General features: G+C 72.0%; 10 protein-coding genes. 4 read left to right on the top strand and 6 right to left on the bottom strand.

The window, feature by feature from the left end; genetic code table 11:
- Positions 1-2 precede the first annotated feature (2 nt).
- Both AB0O07_RS29955 and fxsT read left to right on the top strand, forming a co-directional pair.
- A complete protein-coding gene (locus AB0O07_RS29955) occupies positions 3-1,334 on the top strand; it encodes a TIR-like protein FxsC (protein WP_365639063.1) in 1,332 nt (443 codons plus the stop codon).
- Positions 1,318-5,271, top strand: coding sequence for an FxSxx-COOH system tetratricopeptide repeat protein (fxsT, locus tag AB0O07_RS29950; RefSeq protein ID WP_365639061.1), 3,954 nt, complete (start codon positions 1,318-1,320; stop codon positions 5,269-5,271). The genes AB0O07_RS29955 and fxsT overlap by 17 nt, the downstream gene beginning before the upstream one ends.
- A gap of 115 nt (positions 5,272-5,386) precedes the next feature.
- Here fxsT and AB0O07_RS29945 read toward each other — a convergent pair whose 3' ends face one another.
- Positions 5,387-6,253: an alpha/beta fold hydrolase gene (locus tag AB0O07_RS29945; RefSeq protein WP_365639058.1), complete on the bottom strand. Its 867-nt coding sequence runs from the start codon at positions 6,251-6,253 to the stop codon at positions 5,387-5,389.
- A gap of 392 nt (positions 6,254-6,645) precedes the next feature.
- Here AB0O07_RS29945 and AB0O07_RS29940 point away from each other — a divergent pair, with 392 nt between their 5' ends.
- Positions 6,646-7,566: an alpha/beta fold hydrolase gene (locus tag AB0O07_RS29940; protein WP_365639056.1), complete on the top strand. Its 921-nt coding sequence runs from the start codon at positions 6,646-6,648 to the stop codon at positions 7,564-7,566.
- A gap of 86 nt (positions 7,567-7,652) precedes the next feature.
- On the opposite strand, the gene AB0O07_RS29935 is transcribed toward AB0O07_RS29940, so the two are convergent.
- The gene (locus AB0O07_RS29935; protein ID WP_365639054.1) at positions 7,653-8,762 is read right to left on the bottom strand and encodes a lytic polysaccharide monooxygenase; all 1,110 of its coding nucleotides are present in this window, start codon (positions 8,760-8,762) and stop codon (positions 7,653-7,655) included.
- Positions 8,763-9,139: 377 nt separating this feature from the next.
- On the opposite strand from AB0O07_RS29935, the gene AB0O07_RS29930 reads away from it, so the two are divergent.
- A complete protein-coding gene (locus tag AB0O07_RS29930; protein WP_365639051.1) occupies positions 9,140-9,937 on the top strand; it encodes a putative protein N(5)-glutamine methyltransferase in 798 nt (265 codons plus the stop codon).
- A 7-nt stretch (positions 9,938-9,944) separates the two neighbouring features.
- On the opposite strand, the gene AB0O07_RS29925 is transcribed toward AB0O07_RS29930, so the two are convergent.
- The 4 genes from AB0O07_RS29925 to AB0O07_RS29910 form a co-directional block, all read right to left on the bottom strand.
- Complete coding sequence (locus tag AB0O07_RS29925; RefSeq protein ID WP_365639049.1) at positions 9,945-11,282, bottom strand: pectate lyase; 1,338 nt, start codon at positions 11,280-11,282, stop codon at positions 9,945-9,947.
- Positions 11,283-11,429: 147 nt separating this feature from the next.
- Positions 11,430-12,287, bottom strand: coding sequence for a rhamnogalacturonan acetylesterase (locus AB0O07_RS29920; protein WP_365639047.1), 858 nt, complete (start codon positions 12,285-12,287; stop codon positions 11,430-11,432).
- 173 nt (positions 12,288-12,460) lie between these two features.
- A complete protein-coding gene (locus AB0O07_RS29915) occupies positions 12,461-13,804 on the bottom strand; it encodes a sugar ABC transporter substrate-binding protein (protein ID WP_365639044.1) in 1,344 nt (447 codons plus the stop codon).
- 19 nt (positions 13,805-13,823) lie between these two features.
- Complete coding sequence (locus tag AB0O07_RS29910; protein ID WP_365639041.1) at positions 13,824-15,452, bottom strand: pectinesterase family protein; 1,629 nt, start codon at positions 15,450-15,452, stop codon at positions 13,824-13,826.
- Between the last annotated feature and the right edge of the window lie 54 nt (positions 15,453-15,506).

Below are 15,506 nucleotides of genomic sequence, written 5' to 3'. Positions count from 1 at the left end.
GTGTGCACGCCTCACCGCGGCAGCGAGCGGCCGACCATCGGCCGTATTTCTTCCTGAGCTACGCGCATACACCCAGGGACGGCGCCTCCGGAGCCGACCCGGACATGTGGGTGCAGAAACTCTTCCGGGACCTGTCCGAGCATGTCATGGCGATGACCGACCTGCCGGCCGGGGCCCAGGCCGGATTCATCGACCGTGACATGCGCTCGGGGGAGGGCTGGTCGGAGCGGCTGGCCGAAGTCCTCGCCACCTGCCGGGTGTTCGTGCCGCTCTTCTCGCCGCGCTACTTCGCCAGCGAGATGTGCGGCAAGGAGTGGTACGCCTTCGCCCAGCGTGCCATCTACGAACAGGCCAGGAAGAACACCACCGCCGAGGCGATCGTCCCGGCGCTCTGGGTCCCCGTGCCTCCCAGCCAACTGCCCGGCCCCGCCGAGCGGTTGCAGTTCAACCACCGGGACTTCGGGGACCGGTACGTCACCGACGGGCTCTACGGGCTGATCAAACTCCGGATCTTCGAGGACGAGTACCAGCGGGCCGTCTACGAACTGGCCAAACGTATCGTCAGCGTCGCCGACACCGCGGCGATAGGCCCGGGGCGCCCGGTCGACTACCGGAGCGCCCCCAGCGCCTTCGGGGTCAGCGGAGGGCCGCGCCCGATGCAGGTCACCGTGGCCGCGCCGACCCGGCACGGGCTGCCGGAGGGGCGCAGGGCCGAGTACTACGGCGGGATGGCCCAGGACTGGAACCCGTACCACCCGCAGTCGGCCCGGCCGCTCGCCTATGTCGCGCGGGACCTGGTCCGCTCCCTCAACTACCAGGCGGACATCGTGTCGTTCGACGAGGTGCCCGTACCGCACGACGGCAAGTCGTCCCCCGTACGGCCGGAGATCCTGCTGGTCGACCGGTGGACCCTGCACGACGAGGAACAGCGCGAGCGGCTCGCCGCCTTCGACGCGGAACACCGGCCCTGGGTGAGCGTCGTCGTCCCCTGGAACCGGGAGGACGAACAGAGCCGCGAGGCCCAGGCCGAGCTGAGCGACCGGCTCGAACAGACCATGCCGAAGAAAATGGGTCAGGGCCGGGCGGCCTGCCGGGCCGCCGCCAAGGGCATACCCAGCATGGAGATGTTCGGACAGATCCTGCCCCAGGTCGTCGAGGCGGCGGCACAGCAGTACCTCCGGCACGCGGAGGTCTATCCGCCGGCCGGCGGCAGCCACACCGAACGGCCCCGGCTGCGCGGCCCCATGGCCGCCGAATACGCCACGACGCACTACGTTCCCCAGACGCACGACCTGGCGCCCGATGCGGAGGACACGGATGACAGCACGTCGTGACGGACGCATCGTCACCTTCTACTCGTACAAGGGCGGCACCGGCCGCACCATGGCCCTGGCCAACACGGCCTGGATCCTCGCGGCCAACGGGAAACGCGTCCTCGCGGTCGACTGGGACCTTGAGGCGCCCGGCCTGCACCGCTTCTTCCACCCCTTCCTCGACCCCTCGACGCTCGGCGCGACCACCGGGGTCATCGACCTGATCACCGAGTACGCGTGGGCCGCGACCAGCCCCGTGGCGCGCTCCGACGACTGGCACCGCGAGTACGCGCGGATCCAGCCGCACGCGGTCTCCCTCACCCCCGAGAACCTCGGCTGGGAGTTCCCCGGCGGCGGCACCCTCGACTTCGTCTCGGCGGGACGGCAGAACCGCGAGTACTCCGCGACCGTCTCCACCTTCGACTGGGACAACTTCTACGACCGGCTCGGCGGCGGCCACTTCTTCGACGCGCTCCGCGACGACATGCGCGCCCACTACGACTACGTCCTCATCGACAGCCGTACCGGGCTCAGCGACATCGCCGACATCTGCACCGTCCACCTCCCCGACGTCCTGGTCGACTGCTTCACCCTCAGCGACCAGTCCATCGACGGCGCCGCCGCCGTCGCCCGCCAGATCGACGAACGGTACGGCGGCCGGGGCATCAGAATCTTCCCCGTGCCGATGCGCATCGACGAGGGCGAGAAGGAGAAGGCGGACGCCGGACGCGCCCTGGCCCGGCTGAAGTTCGACCGCTTCCCCGCCGGGCTCGCCGGGGAGCGGCTCACCGCGTACTGGGGCGCCGTGGAGATCCCGTACCGCCCCTACTACGCCTACGAGGAGACCCTGGCGACCTTCGGGGACGAGGCCGGGCTCTCCAACTCGCTGCTCTCCGCCTTCGAACGGCTCACCGCCTATGTGACGGAGGGCGCCGTCACCGCGATGCCCACCGTCGCCGACGAGACCCGGCTGCGGATCCGGGACGCCTTCACCCGGCGCAGGCCCGCGCTCCCCGCCGACCTCTTCCTCAGCTATGTGGCGGAGAACCGGATGTGGGCCGACTGGATCGAGTCCGTGCTCACCCGGGCCGGGTTCCGGGTCGTCCCGCGCGATGTCTCCGCCGAGCCGCCCGCGCCCTCGCCCGCCGACACCGGCTCGTTCAGCATCCACCCCGACGGCGCCCCGCGCACCGTCGTGCTGCTCTCCGCCGCCTATCTCAAGTCGCCCCGGGCGCTGGAGATCTGGTCCCGCGCCGCCTCCGAGGACCCGGGGGGCGCGCTGCGCAGGCTGCTGCCGGTGCGCGTCGGGGACGTACGGCTCACCGCGCCGTACATCGACCGGAACCCGGTCGACCTCTTCCGGCTCGACGAGGTGCACGCCACCACCGCACTGCTCCGCGCCCTGGAACGGCCCGTGCAGCTCGCGGACGCCGTCGCGCCGGGGCCGCGCTTCCCCGGCACCGTACCGAAGATCTGGAACGCGCCCGCCCGCAACCCCGGCTTCACCGGGCGCTCCGCCGTACTGGAGCGGATGCGCGACCAGTTGGGCGCCGGGCTCGCCGTCGTCCTGCCGCAGCCGCAGACCCTGTACGGGCTCGGCGGCGTCGGCAAGACCCAGGTCGCCCTGGAGTACGTGCACCGCTTCATGGCCGACTACGACCTGGTGTGGTGGATCTCCTCCGAGCAGCCCGCCGACGTGGTCGCCTCCCTCGCCGAACTGGCCGTACGGCTCGGCGCGCACGGCGGCGACGACATGGCCGCCTCGTCCATGGAGGCCGTCGACCTGCTCCGCCGGGGGGTGCCCTCCAGCCGCTGGCTGCTGGTCTTCGACAACGCGGACGACCCCGAGGTGGTCCAGCGGTACTTCCCGCCCGGCGGGCCAGGCCACATCCTGGTCACCTCCCGCAACCAGAGCTGGTCGCAGTACGGCGACGCGCTCCCCGTCGACGTCTTCCTCCGTGACGAGTCCATCGAACACCTCCAGCGGCGCGCCCCCGGGCTGAGCCTCGCCGACGCCGACAAGGTCGCCACCGCCGTCGGGGACCTGCCGCTCGCCGTCGAACAGGCCGCCGCCTGGATCGCGGAGACCGCCACACCCGTCACCGAATACCTCGACCAGCTCAGCCAGCAGGCCGTCGGGGTGCTCGCGCTCAACCAGCCCGCCGGCTACCCGGAGCCGGTCGCCGCGACCTGGAACATCTCCATCGACCGGCTCAAGGAGCGCTCCCCGGCCGCCGTCCGGCTCCTCCAGCTCTGCGCCTTCTTCGCGCCCGAGCCGATCTCCGCCAACCTCCTCTACAGCAAGGAGATGATCGAGGCACTCAAGCCCTACGACAGCTCCCTCCAGGAGACCCTGGTGCTGGGCCGGGTCATCCGGGAGATCGGCAGGTTCGCGCTGGCCAAGGTCGACCAGGTCGGCAACTCCATCCAGGTGCACCGGCTGGTCCAGGCGATCATCCGGGCGCAGCTCGGTGACGAGGAGCAGCGGGAGGTCCGGCACGCCGTCCACCGGATCCTCGCGGGCGCCCGGCCGGACGGCGACGAACCGATCGACTCCCCGGCCACCTGGGACAGGTTCAACACGATCTGGCCGCACCTGTCGACCTCCGAGGCCAGCGTCTGCGACCAGCCGGAGACCCGCAGGCTCCTCATCGACCGGGTGCGCTACCTGTGGAAGCGCGGCGACCTGCCCGCCGCCTCCGAACTCGCCGACGAGCTCCGCGAGGTGTGGCGCGAGCGGCTCGGCAACGACGACCCGCAGTACCTGTATCTCCGCTTCCACCTCTCCAACATCTTCCGCTCGCGGGGGCGTTACGTGGAGGCGCGCGAGCTGGACGAGGAGACCCTGATCCGGCAGCGCCGGGTGCTCGGGCCGACCCATCCGCACACGTACATGACGACCAGCGGGCTCGCCATGGACCTGGGCACGCTCGGCGAGTACGCCAAGTCGATCGAGCTGGCCACCGAGGCGCACGAGGGGTTCAGCGGGATCTTCCACGAGTCCCACCCCAGGACGCTCGCCGCCGCCAACAACCTGGCGCTCAACATGCGCATGGTCGGCAGGTACGCCCAGGCGCGCGAGATGGACCAGGACGTCTTCGACCGGCGCACGGAGGTGCTGGGGCCGGAGCACCCGCACACCCTCTCCTCCGCCGCCAGCCTCGGGCGCGACCTGCGCGAACTCGGCCGGTACGAGGACTCGGTGACCCTGCTCAGCCGGACGTACGCGCTCTACAAGGAGCGGCTGGGGCCGATGTTCCCCGGCACCCTTGTCACGGCGAAGAACCTCGCCGTTTCGCTGCGCCGGTTCGGGCAGCTGGAGGACGCGCGGCGGCTGACGACGGCCACCCGGACCCGGTACCGCGCCAAGTACGGCGAGAACACCAACCCGGACACCCTCGCCTGCGATCTCAATCTCGCCGCCGACCAGTTCGCCGCCGGGGAGCCGGTGGCGGCGCGGGATCTTACCCAGGAGGTCGTCGACCAGTATCTGCGGGTGCCGGGCGCCCGCCACCCGTACACCCTCGCCGCCATCAACAACCTCGGCCTGTACCACTGGGCCTGCGGGGCGCCCGAGGTGGCCGAGCAACTGCTGCGGGGCGCGCTGCGCACCATGCGGGAGGTGCTGGGCGACGCCCACCCGTACACCCTCTTCGGCACCGTCGGGCTCGCCAACGCCCTGGCGGACCTGGGGGAGCTGGACGAGGCGCTGGTGACCGAGCGGAGCGCGGTGGCGGGGCTGCGGGTCGCGCTGGGCGCCCACCATCCGGAGACGCTGGCGGTCGCCTCCAACATGTGCGTCACGCTGGGCGCGCTGGGGCGCAAGGGCGAGGCGGCCCAGCTCCGGGTGGAGACCGTGGAGGAGCTGGTCCGGCTGGTGGGGGAGGAGCACGCGCTGACCCGGTTCGCACGGGACGACCGGCGGGTCTCCCGGGATCTGGAGCCGCTGGTGGTGTGAGCGGGACGGCCGTCACGGGGAGGCGGGTCACGGTGCGGGGCGCGTGCCCCGCACCGTGATCCACCGGTGGCATCGTCCCGTACGGAGTGCCCCGCCGTCGGTCGGGACGCCGCCGTCAGTCGGCCAGCAGCCAGGTCAGGCTTCTGGGGAGGGCGTGCAGCGAGTCGAAGTGCGCCGCCGTCGGCTCCAGGACCACCGTCGCGCCGGGGATGCGCTCGCCGAGCCAGCGGGCGTGGCCCACCGGCGAGAAGACATCCTGCTCCCCGTGCCAGAGCAGGACCGGGACGCGGATGTCGGCCGGGTCGAACCCCCACGGGGCCGCGAACGCCACCGCGTCGTCGATCCACCCGTACGCCGAATCGCTCAGCCCCTCCTGGTAGTTGCGGAGCAGCATCGTCCTGAGCCCGGAGTCCGAGACGACCATGCGGTCCGACGCGGTCAGCTCCCTGCGCAGGTCGTCGAGGAGCTGCACCGGGTTCGCCCGGATGGCGTCGGCGCGCGGGATGAACCGGGCCGCCACGCCCGCCGGGTCGTTCGCCGCGATGGTGTACGCCTCCACGTTGGACGGGGCCATGCCCTCGAACCAGTCGAGGCCGTCCGCGTTCCATGGCGCCAGCGGCACCAGCGCGGCGGCCCGGGTCACCCGGTCCGGCAGCAGCGCGGCGCACGCCAGGGCGTGCGGGGCACCGCCGGAGCGGCCCGCGACGGCGAACCGGTCGAGCCCGAGGGCGTCGGCGATCGCCACCACATCCTGGGCCACATCGGCCACACTGCGCCCTTCGAGCCGGTCCGAACCGCCGTACCCGGGGCGGTCGAAGGCGATGAGCTGCATCCCCCGCTGGTAGAGCACCATGCCACGGGGCGCGGGACCCAGCCTGCTGCCCGGCGTGCCGTGCATCAGGAAGATCGGTCTGCCGCGTGGATCCCCCAGACGCTCCACCATCAGATGCCGCCCGTCCGCCGCGCGCACCCGACGTCGCAAACCCGTGCCCCCTATCTCATCCGGCGTACCGAAGTACGTGCCCCATGCAGACACCGAGACCCTGCATTCCCCTCCGCCGTGGTCCTTACCCCCGGCGTCCACCTCCGGCTCGAATCCTTCCGTAGGAGAGCGTGGTTCAGGACGATTCTGCCGATCGGCGGCGCCCGGCGTAAGGGCGGCCGGCGGATCGTATGGATGCATGAAGCGGGCGGTATGCGTTGCGCGGGGGCACAAGGGGTCGCACGCCGCGACACGCCGCCACTTTTTACCGACGCGTAACTTCCTTCCTTACCCTACTTCCGCGTAACTTGACGGTAGTTCACCCTCAGTGTGGTCCGGGCCACAGGGCTGACAGCCATCGCTACTCCCTTGAGCCGCAAGGAGACCGCCCGATGCTGCCCCGGAAAACGCCCTGGAAAACGCCGCGGAAAACGCCGTGGAAACGTGCGCTCACCGTTCTGGCCGCACTGCTGCTGACCGCCGGCGCCACCGCCACGGCCGTCCCCGCCGTGGCCGCCCCCGCTCCCGCCGGCGCGGTCACCGCCGCGGCGACGAGCAGCGGCTGGAACGACTACTCCTGCAAGCCCTCCGCCGCCCACCCCCGCCCCGTCGTCCTCGTCCACGGCACCTTCGCCAACTCCGTCGACAACTGGCTCGGGCTCGCCCCGTACCTGGTTCGGCGCGGATACTGCGTCTTCTCGCTCGACTACGGCCAACTCCCGGGCGTGCCGCTGGTGTTCGGCCTCGGTCCGATCGACGCCTCGGCCGGGCAGCTCGCCACGTACGTGGACCGGGTGCTCGCGGCGACCGGCGCGGGCCAGGTCGACCTGGTCGGCCACTCGCAGGGCGGCATGATGCCGCGCTACTACCTGAAGTTCCTGGGCGGCGCGGCGAAGGTGAACTCGCTGACCGGGATCGCCCCGTCCAACCGGGGCACCACCCTGCTCGGGCTGACGAAGCTGCTGGAGTACTTCCCGGCGGCGAAGGAACTGCTGACCGAGAAGACCCCGGCGCTCGCCGACCAGATCACCGGATCGCCCTTCCTCACCAAGCTCAACGAGGGCGGCGACACGGTGCCCGGGGTCCGGTACACCGTGATCGCCACCCGGTACGACGACGTGGTGACCCCGTACCGGAGCCAGTTCCTCACCGGGCCCGGGGTCACCAACGTACTGATCCAGGATCTCTGCCCGCTCGACCTCTCCACGCACGCGCCGCTCGGGCTGCTGGACCGGATCGCCTTCCACGAGGTGGCCAACGCGCTCGACCCGGCCCGCGCGACGCCGACCACCTGCGCCTCGGTGCTCGGCTGAGGGGCAGGTGGCCGATCGAGGCGCGGGTGGCCGAGTGAGGCGCGGGTGGCCGGGGCCGGCCGCCGTGGGACGGCGGGGGGTCCGGGTCAGCGGCCGTGGCGTCCCGCCGTGGCCGTACGGCGCCGTACCGTACCGAACATGACCGCGGCGCCGATGGCGAGGGCGGCGGCGCCGCCGGCCGCGTAGTACGGGGTGGCGGTGGAGCCGCCCGTCTCGGCCAGGTTCTCCTGGCCGCCCGCCGGCTGCTGGACCGGCTGCGACGCCGGAGCGCCCGCCGCCTTCACCTCGGGCGCCCCGGCGTCGTCGTCGCCGGAGCCCGCCGCGTTCTCCGATGCCTTGTCGGTGGGGGCCGCCGGCTCCGTGGCGGGCTTCTCCTCGGGGGCGGCGGTGTGGCTCTCGCCGCCGTGGCCGTTGTGGTCGACGGTGGACTTCCCCGCGCCCTCCTCGATGGTCTCGTCCGAGGGCGCCGAGGCGGCGGGCGGGGCGGCCTGGCCGCCGTTGCCGCTGCCGGCCGCGCCGCCGTTGTCCGCGCCGAAGACCACGTCGGAGCAGGTGTAGAAGGCCTCGGGGCTGTCCGAGCGCTGCCAGATCGAGTAGACGAGGTGGCGGCCCGAGCGGCCCGGCACCACGCCGTCGAAGACGTAGGCGCCGTCCTCCAGCCTCGGGTCGGTGACGGTCGCGAAGGGCTTGTCCTCCAGGTCCGACCACTTCAGGGGCTGCGTCGGGTCGTACCCCTCCTTGGTCAGGTACAGCTCGAAGGAGCCCTTGTGGGGCGCGGTGGCCTTGTACCGGAAGGTGTGGTTGCCCGCGTTCATCGGGGACGACGGCCAGTCGGCGCGCGGCAGGTCGAGCCCCTTGTACTTGTCGCGGCCGGCGCCGCAGAGCTTGCCGTCCGGGATGATCTGCCGGTGGTTCCCGGCCGCGTCAGGGATGTTGACCTCGTTCCAGTCGTAGAACGCCTGGGTCCCGCTGGCCGCGACCGCCGCCTTGCACGCCGCCGACCGCGGGTTCTCCGGCCCCTCGGCGAAGCACGCGGCGACGCGGCTCACCGGGTCCGTCATCGAACCGTGGGCGGCCGCGGGGGTGGCGGGCCCGACGGCGAGCGCGAGCGGCACGAGGCCGAGTGCGGCGATCCCGGTGGCCGTGCGAGCGGTGCGAGCCGAACGAGCGGTGCGAGCCGAGCGACGAGCGGTCATGGGGTGGGCATCTCCTTCGGAGGGGTGGGGGACAGCCGGAGCGGCAGGCGGCCTCCCCGCCCCCGTGCCGCTCCAGCGCTCAGAAAGTTAGCCGCTCGGAACCCCGGAATCGCTGGTTGGGACGGTCCTGGGCCGATCCTTATGCCGCCATTAAGGTCGGCCCAAGGTCCGGCTAAGAGCGGCCCCGGAATCCCCTCGCGCCAGTGGGGCGCGGCTCGGGTAGGGTGACCGACGCGTGTACGCGCATCAGCCGGCGAGCGAAGGAGGCGAGACCCATCACCGCTGTACCAGGTCGGGCGCTCCCCTCCCACGGCCAGGCGGTCCCTCGGACATAGGCGACCGCCCGGGAGTGCCCCTCGGCACTCGAAAGGCTTTCTGTGTTCGCTTCTTCTGGTTCCTCCGCTCCGCTGCCCGGCGAGGTGGTCGCGCGGCTCCGGGCCGCCGGATGTGTCTTCGCCGAGGACGAGGCCCGGCTGCTCGTCGCGGGGGCGCGGACCCCGGACGAGCTCGCCGCCATGGTCGAGCGGCGCGCCGCCGGGCTGCCGCTGGAGCATGTACTCGGCTGGGCCGCGTTCCACGGGCTGCGGGTCGCCGTCGACCCGGGGGTCTTCGTGCCCCGGCGGCGTACCGAGTTCCTGGTCGACCGGGCCGCCGCGCTCGCCCCGCCCCGGCCGGTCGTGGTGGACCTGTGCTGCGGGTCGGGGGCGCTCGGCGCGGCGCTGGCCTCGGTGGCCGAGGGGGCCGAACTGTACGCCGCCGATCTCGACCCGGCCGCCGTACGGTGCGCCCGGCGCAATCTCCCCGCCGGGGCCCGGGTCTACCAGGGCGACCTGTTCGCGCCGCTGCCCGCCGGGATACGGGGCCGCGTCGACCTGCTGCTCGCCAACGTTCCGTACGTACCCTCCGAGGAGGTCGGCCTGCTGCCCCCGGAGGCCCGGATCCATGAGGCCCGGGTGGCGCTGGACGGTGGCGCGGACGGGCTCGACCTGGTGCGCCGGGTGGCGGGCGAGGCCCCCGGGTGGCTGGCGCCGGGCGGCTCACTGCTGGTCGAGACGGGGGAGCGGCAGGCCGGCGGGGCGGTGGAGGCGTTCGCGGCGGGCGGTCTGGTCCCGTCCGTGGCCACCTCGGAGGAGTGGCACGCCACGGTCGTCATCGGGACCAGACCCGGGGGATGACGCGGGCTCAGCGCAGCTTGCCGGCGCCCGCCCCCTCGCCGACCACGCGCGGCACGGCGCGGGGGGAGTCGACGGTGGTACGGAGCGTCGGCGTCCACCCCGCGTCGGGGCGCAGGATCTCGTCGGGGACGCCCGCGTTGTGGACGGCGAGGAGGTCCATGGGCCGGCCGTTGACGTAGTTGTCCGCGGTGGTGACCGGCGAGTCCTTCCACTTCTTCAGGACGCGCGCCGGGTCCACCCCGGGCGCGAGCGTGAACGCGTTCTTCTCCGCGACGAGTTGGGACTCGATGCCGATGCCGAGCGAGTAGCCGTAGACCTCCGCCTTCCGGGCCAGGTAGTGGTTGTTGTACGTGTCCACCTGGCCGAAGCGGACCCGGGGCGCCCGCTCCGAGACATCCCGGAACAGGTTGTGGTGGACGGTGACCTTGAGTGTGCCCCGGTCGGCGACCGCGCTGTCGCTGTTGCCGATCAGCATGGTCTTGTCGTGGTCGGCGAAGACGTTCCAGGAGACGGTGACCAGGTTCGCGCTCCGCACGATGTCCAGCAGGCCGTCGTGCTGCTGGTACAACCGGCCGTAGTAGCGCGGCTGTTCACTGTCCGGGTGGCGACCGTCGGTGAACGTGTTGTGGTCCACCCAGACATGGGTGGAGCCGTGCACCACCACGTTGTCGTACTCGGAGTTCCACTCCCCGAACTCCCCGTCGGTCGGGTCCCATTGGGGGAAGCAGTCGTAGGCGTCCTCGAAGGTGAGGTTGCGGACGATGACATTGTCGACGCTCTTGATCTGGAGGCTGCCGCCGAGGATCCGGGCGTCCTGACCCACCCCGATCACGGTGGTGTTCGCCGGGACGAACGCCATGATCTGCGCCGCCTGCGCCTTGGCGGAGGCCGCCCGCAGGTCCTCCTGCTCGCCGCTGACCGGCTCGTCGTACCCCCAGACCGTCGGGTCGTAGTCGGCGAGGTACTGGTCGAAGGAGTAGCCGGGCACGGCGTGGTCCTCGCAGGTACGGGCGTTGCCCTGGTCGTCGGCGAGGGCGTCCAGGGTGCCCTTGACCCGGATGATGGACGGGGCCGTTCCGGCCTTCGCCAGCGCGGCGCGGAACTCGGCCCAGGTGGTGACGGTGTAGGTGTGCTCGGCGTCGGCGGCCCCGCCGCCGGTGGTGCCGGTGGTGGCGGAGCCCCAGCCGTCCCCGGCGGGGAGCGCGGCGCGCTCGGCGGCGCGGGGCGCGGTGCCCGGGCCGGCGGGGGTGCCCGCCTGGGCGGGGGCGGCGAGAGTGGTGAGGGCGAGGGTGGCGCCGCAGGCCACCGCCGTGGCGGCGAGCCGTACGCGCCGTGCCTGTCCCACGCGCCGTGCCTGTCCCACGTGTCGTGCCTGTCCCACGTGTTGTGCGTGTTGTGCCTGTCGTACGTGTTCTGTGTGACGTCCGAAGGCGCGCATCACTGCTTCTCCTCTTCTCGTCAGTCGGTTTCTCGTCGGTCGGCCGGGTTCTTGTCAGTCGGCCGGGCGGAGGGCGGGTTCGTCGAGCCAGGTGAGCCGGGACTCGGGGATCTCCGTGGTGAGCCTCCGCACCTCGCGCGGTGCGAGCACCCGCTCGGCGCGGAGCGCGCGGGCCACCAGCCGGGCCACGGCGATGGCGCCGCGCGGCCGGAAGTGGGTGTTGTCCGACACACCACCGGGGTGGTCGGGGGACTCGCCGGGGGCGAGCCAGTTGAAGTACCTCTTCGTCTCCTCGGCGCCGAGGCGCTGCCAGAGCGCCAGCGTCGAAGCCTGGAGGTCCAGCAGCGGTACGCGCTCCCGGGCGGCCAGCGCGCGGACGGCGGCCGGGTAATCGCCGTGCGTGGCGACGGCGTTGCCCGCCGCGTCGAACCGGCGGCGCTCCACCGAGGTGAGCAGCACGGGGCGCGCCCCGGCCGCCGCCGCGCCCGCCACGTATCTGCTCAGGTACTCCTGGTAGGTGCTCCACGGCTCGGTGTACCGCGTGGGGTCCTCGGCCTTCTCGTCGTTGTGCCCGAACTGGACGAGAAGGAGATCTCCGGGGCGGAGCGCGGCGAGGACCGGGGTGAGCCGCCCCTCGTCCAGGAAGCTCTTCGAACTCCGGCCGTTCACCGCGTGGTTGACGACGGTGAGGTGCGGTCCGAGGAAGAAGGGGAGGGCGGTGCCCCAGCCGCTCTCGGGGGCGGCGCCCCGGTACTTGTCGGCGGCCGTGGAGTCGCCGGCGACATACACCGTGCGCGTGCTGCCGTGAGGGGAGTGCGGGGCCGGGGTGGCGCCGGCCGCCGAGGGGGCGAGCGCGGCGGTGAGCGGGAGGGCGGAGAGGGCGGCTGCCGCCTGTCTCCGGGATATCGGCATGACGGTGGTGCCTCGCTTCCTGTTCGTCGCGGACGTGCCGTGGGGGAGATCCGTGCGGGGGATCCCGTGCGGACGTGCTGCGCGGGAGAGGGGGAGGGAGGCGTACGGCGACGGGGGCAACCGCCGGGCGCGGGGCGCGCCCGCCGCCGTACCGTTCGACCGGTTCGACCGGCTCAGCTCTTGTTCTGCTGCTTCCACTCCGCCTGGGCGTCGTTCAGCTCCTGGGCGACCTTGTCCGCGAACGCCTTCGGGGTCATGTCGCCCAGCAGCACCTTCTGGAAGTTCGGCTCGTTGCCGGCCTTGCTGATGGTGTTCCAGTCGGGCAGGTAGTACGGCAGGTTGACGATCGTGGTCGAGCCGTCGCTGAGCGCCTTCATCGCCTCGGCCGTCGGCACGGCCTCCTTGACCCAGGCGTCGGCGGCGGCGTCGGTGTTGGCCGGGATGGAGCCGGCCGACGCGTTCCACGCGCTGTTGGACTTGTGGGAGGCCGCGAACTCGATGAACTTCCACGCGGCTGCCTTGTTCCTGCTGTTCTTGAAGAGTCCGAGCCCGTCCACCGGGTTGGAGACCTGGACGCGCGTGCCGTCTTCTTGCGTCGGGTAGGGGAGTCCCTTGAACTTCTCCTGGCCGAGCGCCTTCACATGGTCCTGGTACGAGGCGAGGTTGTGGGTCAGCATGCCGATCTCGCCGTTGTCCCACTGCGCGACCATCTTGACGAAGTCGTTGTTGACGTCGGCGGAGGGCGTCACCTTCTTGTACAGGGCGACGTACTTCTCCAGCGCGGCCACGTTCCTGGGGTCGTTGACCGTCGTCTTGTCGCCGTTCCAGAACGATGTGATGCCGGACTGCCCGTACATCGCGTCCATCGCCGGGGCGATCGACCCGGCGCCGCCCCGGATCGTATAGCCGAAGCGGTTCTTGCCCGCGTCGGTCAGCTCCTCCGCCGCCGCGTAGAACTCCTTCCAGGTGGTGGGCGGTTGGAGCCCGGCGGCGTCGAAGAGATCGGTGCGGTACCAGAGGGTGCCGTTGTTGCTGGAGGTCGGCACGGAGTACATGCCCTCCCGGCCGCCGGCCGCCTTCACGCTGTCCACCATGGCGGGGACGAGCCTGCCCTTGAGCGGGCCGTCGTCGATGCGCTGGTCGACCCGGTCCAGGACGTCCCGGACCACCAGGTTGGAGAGGTACGCGGTGCCCACCCCGCCGACATCCGGCAGCCCGCCGCCGTCGATCGCCGTGTCGTACTTCGCCTGGACCTGGTCGATGGGGATCCCGACGTACTTGACCTTGATGTCGGGGTTCTGGCTCTCGAAGTCCTTGATGATCTGAGCCCAGATGTCCCTGCGCTCACCGGTGTTGTTGTCCCAGAGGGTGATCTCGCCCTTGCCGGAGCCCTCGTCGCCCGCGCTGCCGCTGCCGTCGTCTCCGCACGCCGTCGCCGTGAGGGCGAGGACGGCGGTCAGGGCGACGGCGGCGGAGGCGCGTCCTCGGCCGCCCGGGGGCGGGGGGATTCTTCTCATGTCAGGCTCTTCTCTCTCGTCAGTGGGTGGGGCGTGCGGTGTGCGGGGCCCAGCCGTCCTGTCCCGCGAGATAGTCGGCGACCCGGTGGCGGGCGGCGTCCGCGTCGGACATCTGCGGGCGGTCCGGGGTGACGGCAGCGCCGGGACCGTAGGTGCGGTACTCCGCGAAGCGCGCCTCCCGCCACGGGAAGCCGCTCATGTCCGTCCACGGCGCCGACTTGACCGCGGCGGGCAGCTCGGTCTCCCGGATCAGCACCTGCCCGATCGCGTCCGGCTCCCCGCCCGGGTGCCAGGGCCGGCCCAGGTGGAAGGTGCCGGCCGGGGCGTCGCTGACGATCCTGCTGCCGGTGATCAGGATGCCGTACGGGTTGTCCTTCCAGGTCGAAGCGGCGGTCACATAGCCGTTGTTGGTGTCCGAGCCCCGGCTCAGCGCCCGGATCAGGGAGCGCTCGATGACGGTGGTGGCGCGCCCGTAGATGAAGTCGACATCGCCCTCGATATAGCTGTCGCGGATGAACACCCGGCTGATACGGGTCAGTTGGGGGCTGTCCGTCATCAGCGTGTCCTGGTTGCCGAGGAAGCCGGTGTTCTCGAAGACGATCCGGTCGCCGGTCGTCTTCATCGCCAGCGCCTGCTTGTTGGCCAGATCGGCGTGGGCCTCCTCGTCGAAGTCGTTGACGAAGGTCAGATCGCGGGCCGTGACATCGTTCGCGGCGATGAGGACGGTGGCGCTGCCGTTGGAACCGCCGTACTCGTTGGGGGTGTCATAGACGATCACCGTGCGCGTACGGTCGCCCCCGGTGCCCCGGAACTCCAGCAGCGGCTTGGTCGCGACCACCCGGACCTGCTCCCGGTAGGTGCCGGGGGCGATGGCGAGGGTGATCCGGCCGTCGTTGCCGGCCGGGACGGCGTCCACGGCGGACTGCACGGTGGGGTAGTCGCGGGGGACGTCGAGCACGGTGTTCGTGCCGAGGGAGGCTTGCGGGCCGGTGTTCTCGGCGGGCCGGGGTGTGGTGCCGTGGGTGGCTCCGGGGCCGGTTCCGGTTCGCGTGCCGGGGGTGGCTCCGATGCTGAAGTCGTTGTCGGTGAGAGTGAGTTGGGCGTCGGCGGGGGCGGTGCGGAGGGGGCGTTCGTCGGTACGGGGAAGCCGGTTGTGGTCGATCCGGACCTGCCGGACGGTGGCGTCCAGCCGGATCCCCCCGCCGAGGGTGAGATTCTGGAGGACCACGTTCCGGGTGCCGGGCCGGAGCCGCAGCGCCCCGTGGGCGATCTCGCCGGCCGTCCCGACCCCGATGACCGTCTTGTCCGAGGCCACGACGGTCTCCGTGCCGGGCGGCGCCCCCTCGATCGGCCCGGCGACCCGGATGATGTACGGCTCGGCCGCGCCCGCGTACCGGGCCAGCTCCGCCGCCGTACGGACGGTGACGACGTGGCCGCCCCGGCCGCCGGTGGCCTCCGTGACAGCGGTGGTGGCCGTGATGGCACTGGTGGCGGTGTCTGCGGGGGCCCCTGCGGCGACGGCGGGGGCGGTGGCGGCGCCCGCGACCAGGGCGAGCAGGGCGGACGCGGAGACGGCGACCCCGGTGCGGAAGCGCGTGCGGCGGTGTGCGTGATGGTGCGTGCGGCGTTGTTTCTGACGGTCCGTCATATGCGGCTCTCTCCTCACGGCGTACGTCGGTGACGGTGCGGGCCGGTCGTGCGG

This window comes from Streptomyces sp. NPDC093085, from assembly GCF_040683935.1.
In the GTDB taxonomy this organism is placed as follows: domain Bacteria; phylum Actinomycetota; class Actinomycetes; order Streptomycetales; family Streptomycetaceae; genus Streptomyces.
This window is presented reverse-complemented; position numbering and strand designations above follow the sequence as displayed.

What these genes read in the sequence shown, in the direction of transcription:
- fxsT (WP_365639061.1), top strand. Translation starts at nt 1,318, where the DNA reads ATGACAGCACGTCGTGACGGACGCATCGTCACCTTCTACTCGTACAAG.
- AB0O07_RS29940 (WP_365639056.1), top strand. Translation starts at nt 6,646, where the DNA reads ATGCTGCCCCGGAAAACGCCCTGGAAAACGCCGCGGAAAACGCCGTGG.
- AB0O07_RS29935 (WP_365639054.1), bottom strand. Translation starts at nt 8,762, where the DNA reads ATGACCGCTCGTCGCTCGGCTCGCACCGCTCGTTCGGCTCGCACCGCT.
- AB0O07_RS29920 (WP_365639047.1), bottom strand. Translation starts at nt 12,287, where the DNA reads ATGCCGATATCCCGGAGACAGGCGGCAGCCGCCCTCTCCGCCCTCCCG.
- AB0O07_RS29915 (WP_365639044.1), bottom strand. Translation starts at nt 13,804, where the DNA reads ATGAGAAGAATCCCCCCGCCCCCGGGCGGCCGAGGACGCGCCTCCGCC.
- AB0O07_RS29910 (WP_365639041.1), bottom strand. Translation starts at nt 15,452, where the DNA reads ATGACGGACCGTCAGAAACAACGCCGCACGCACCATCACGCACACCGC.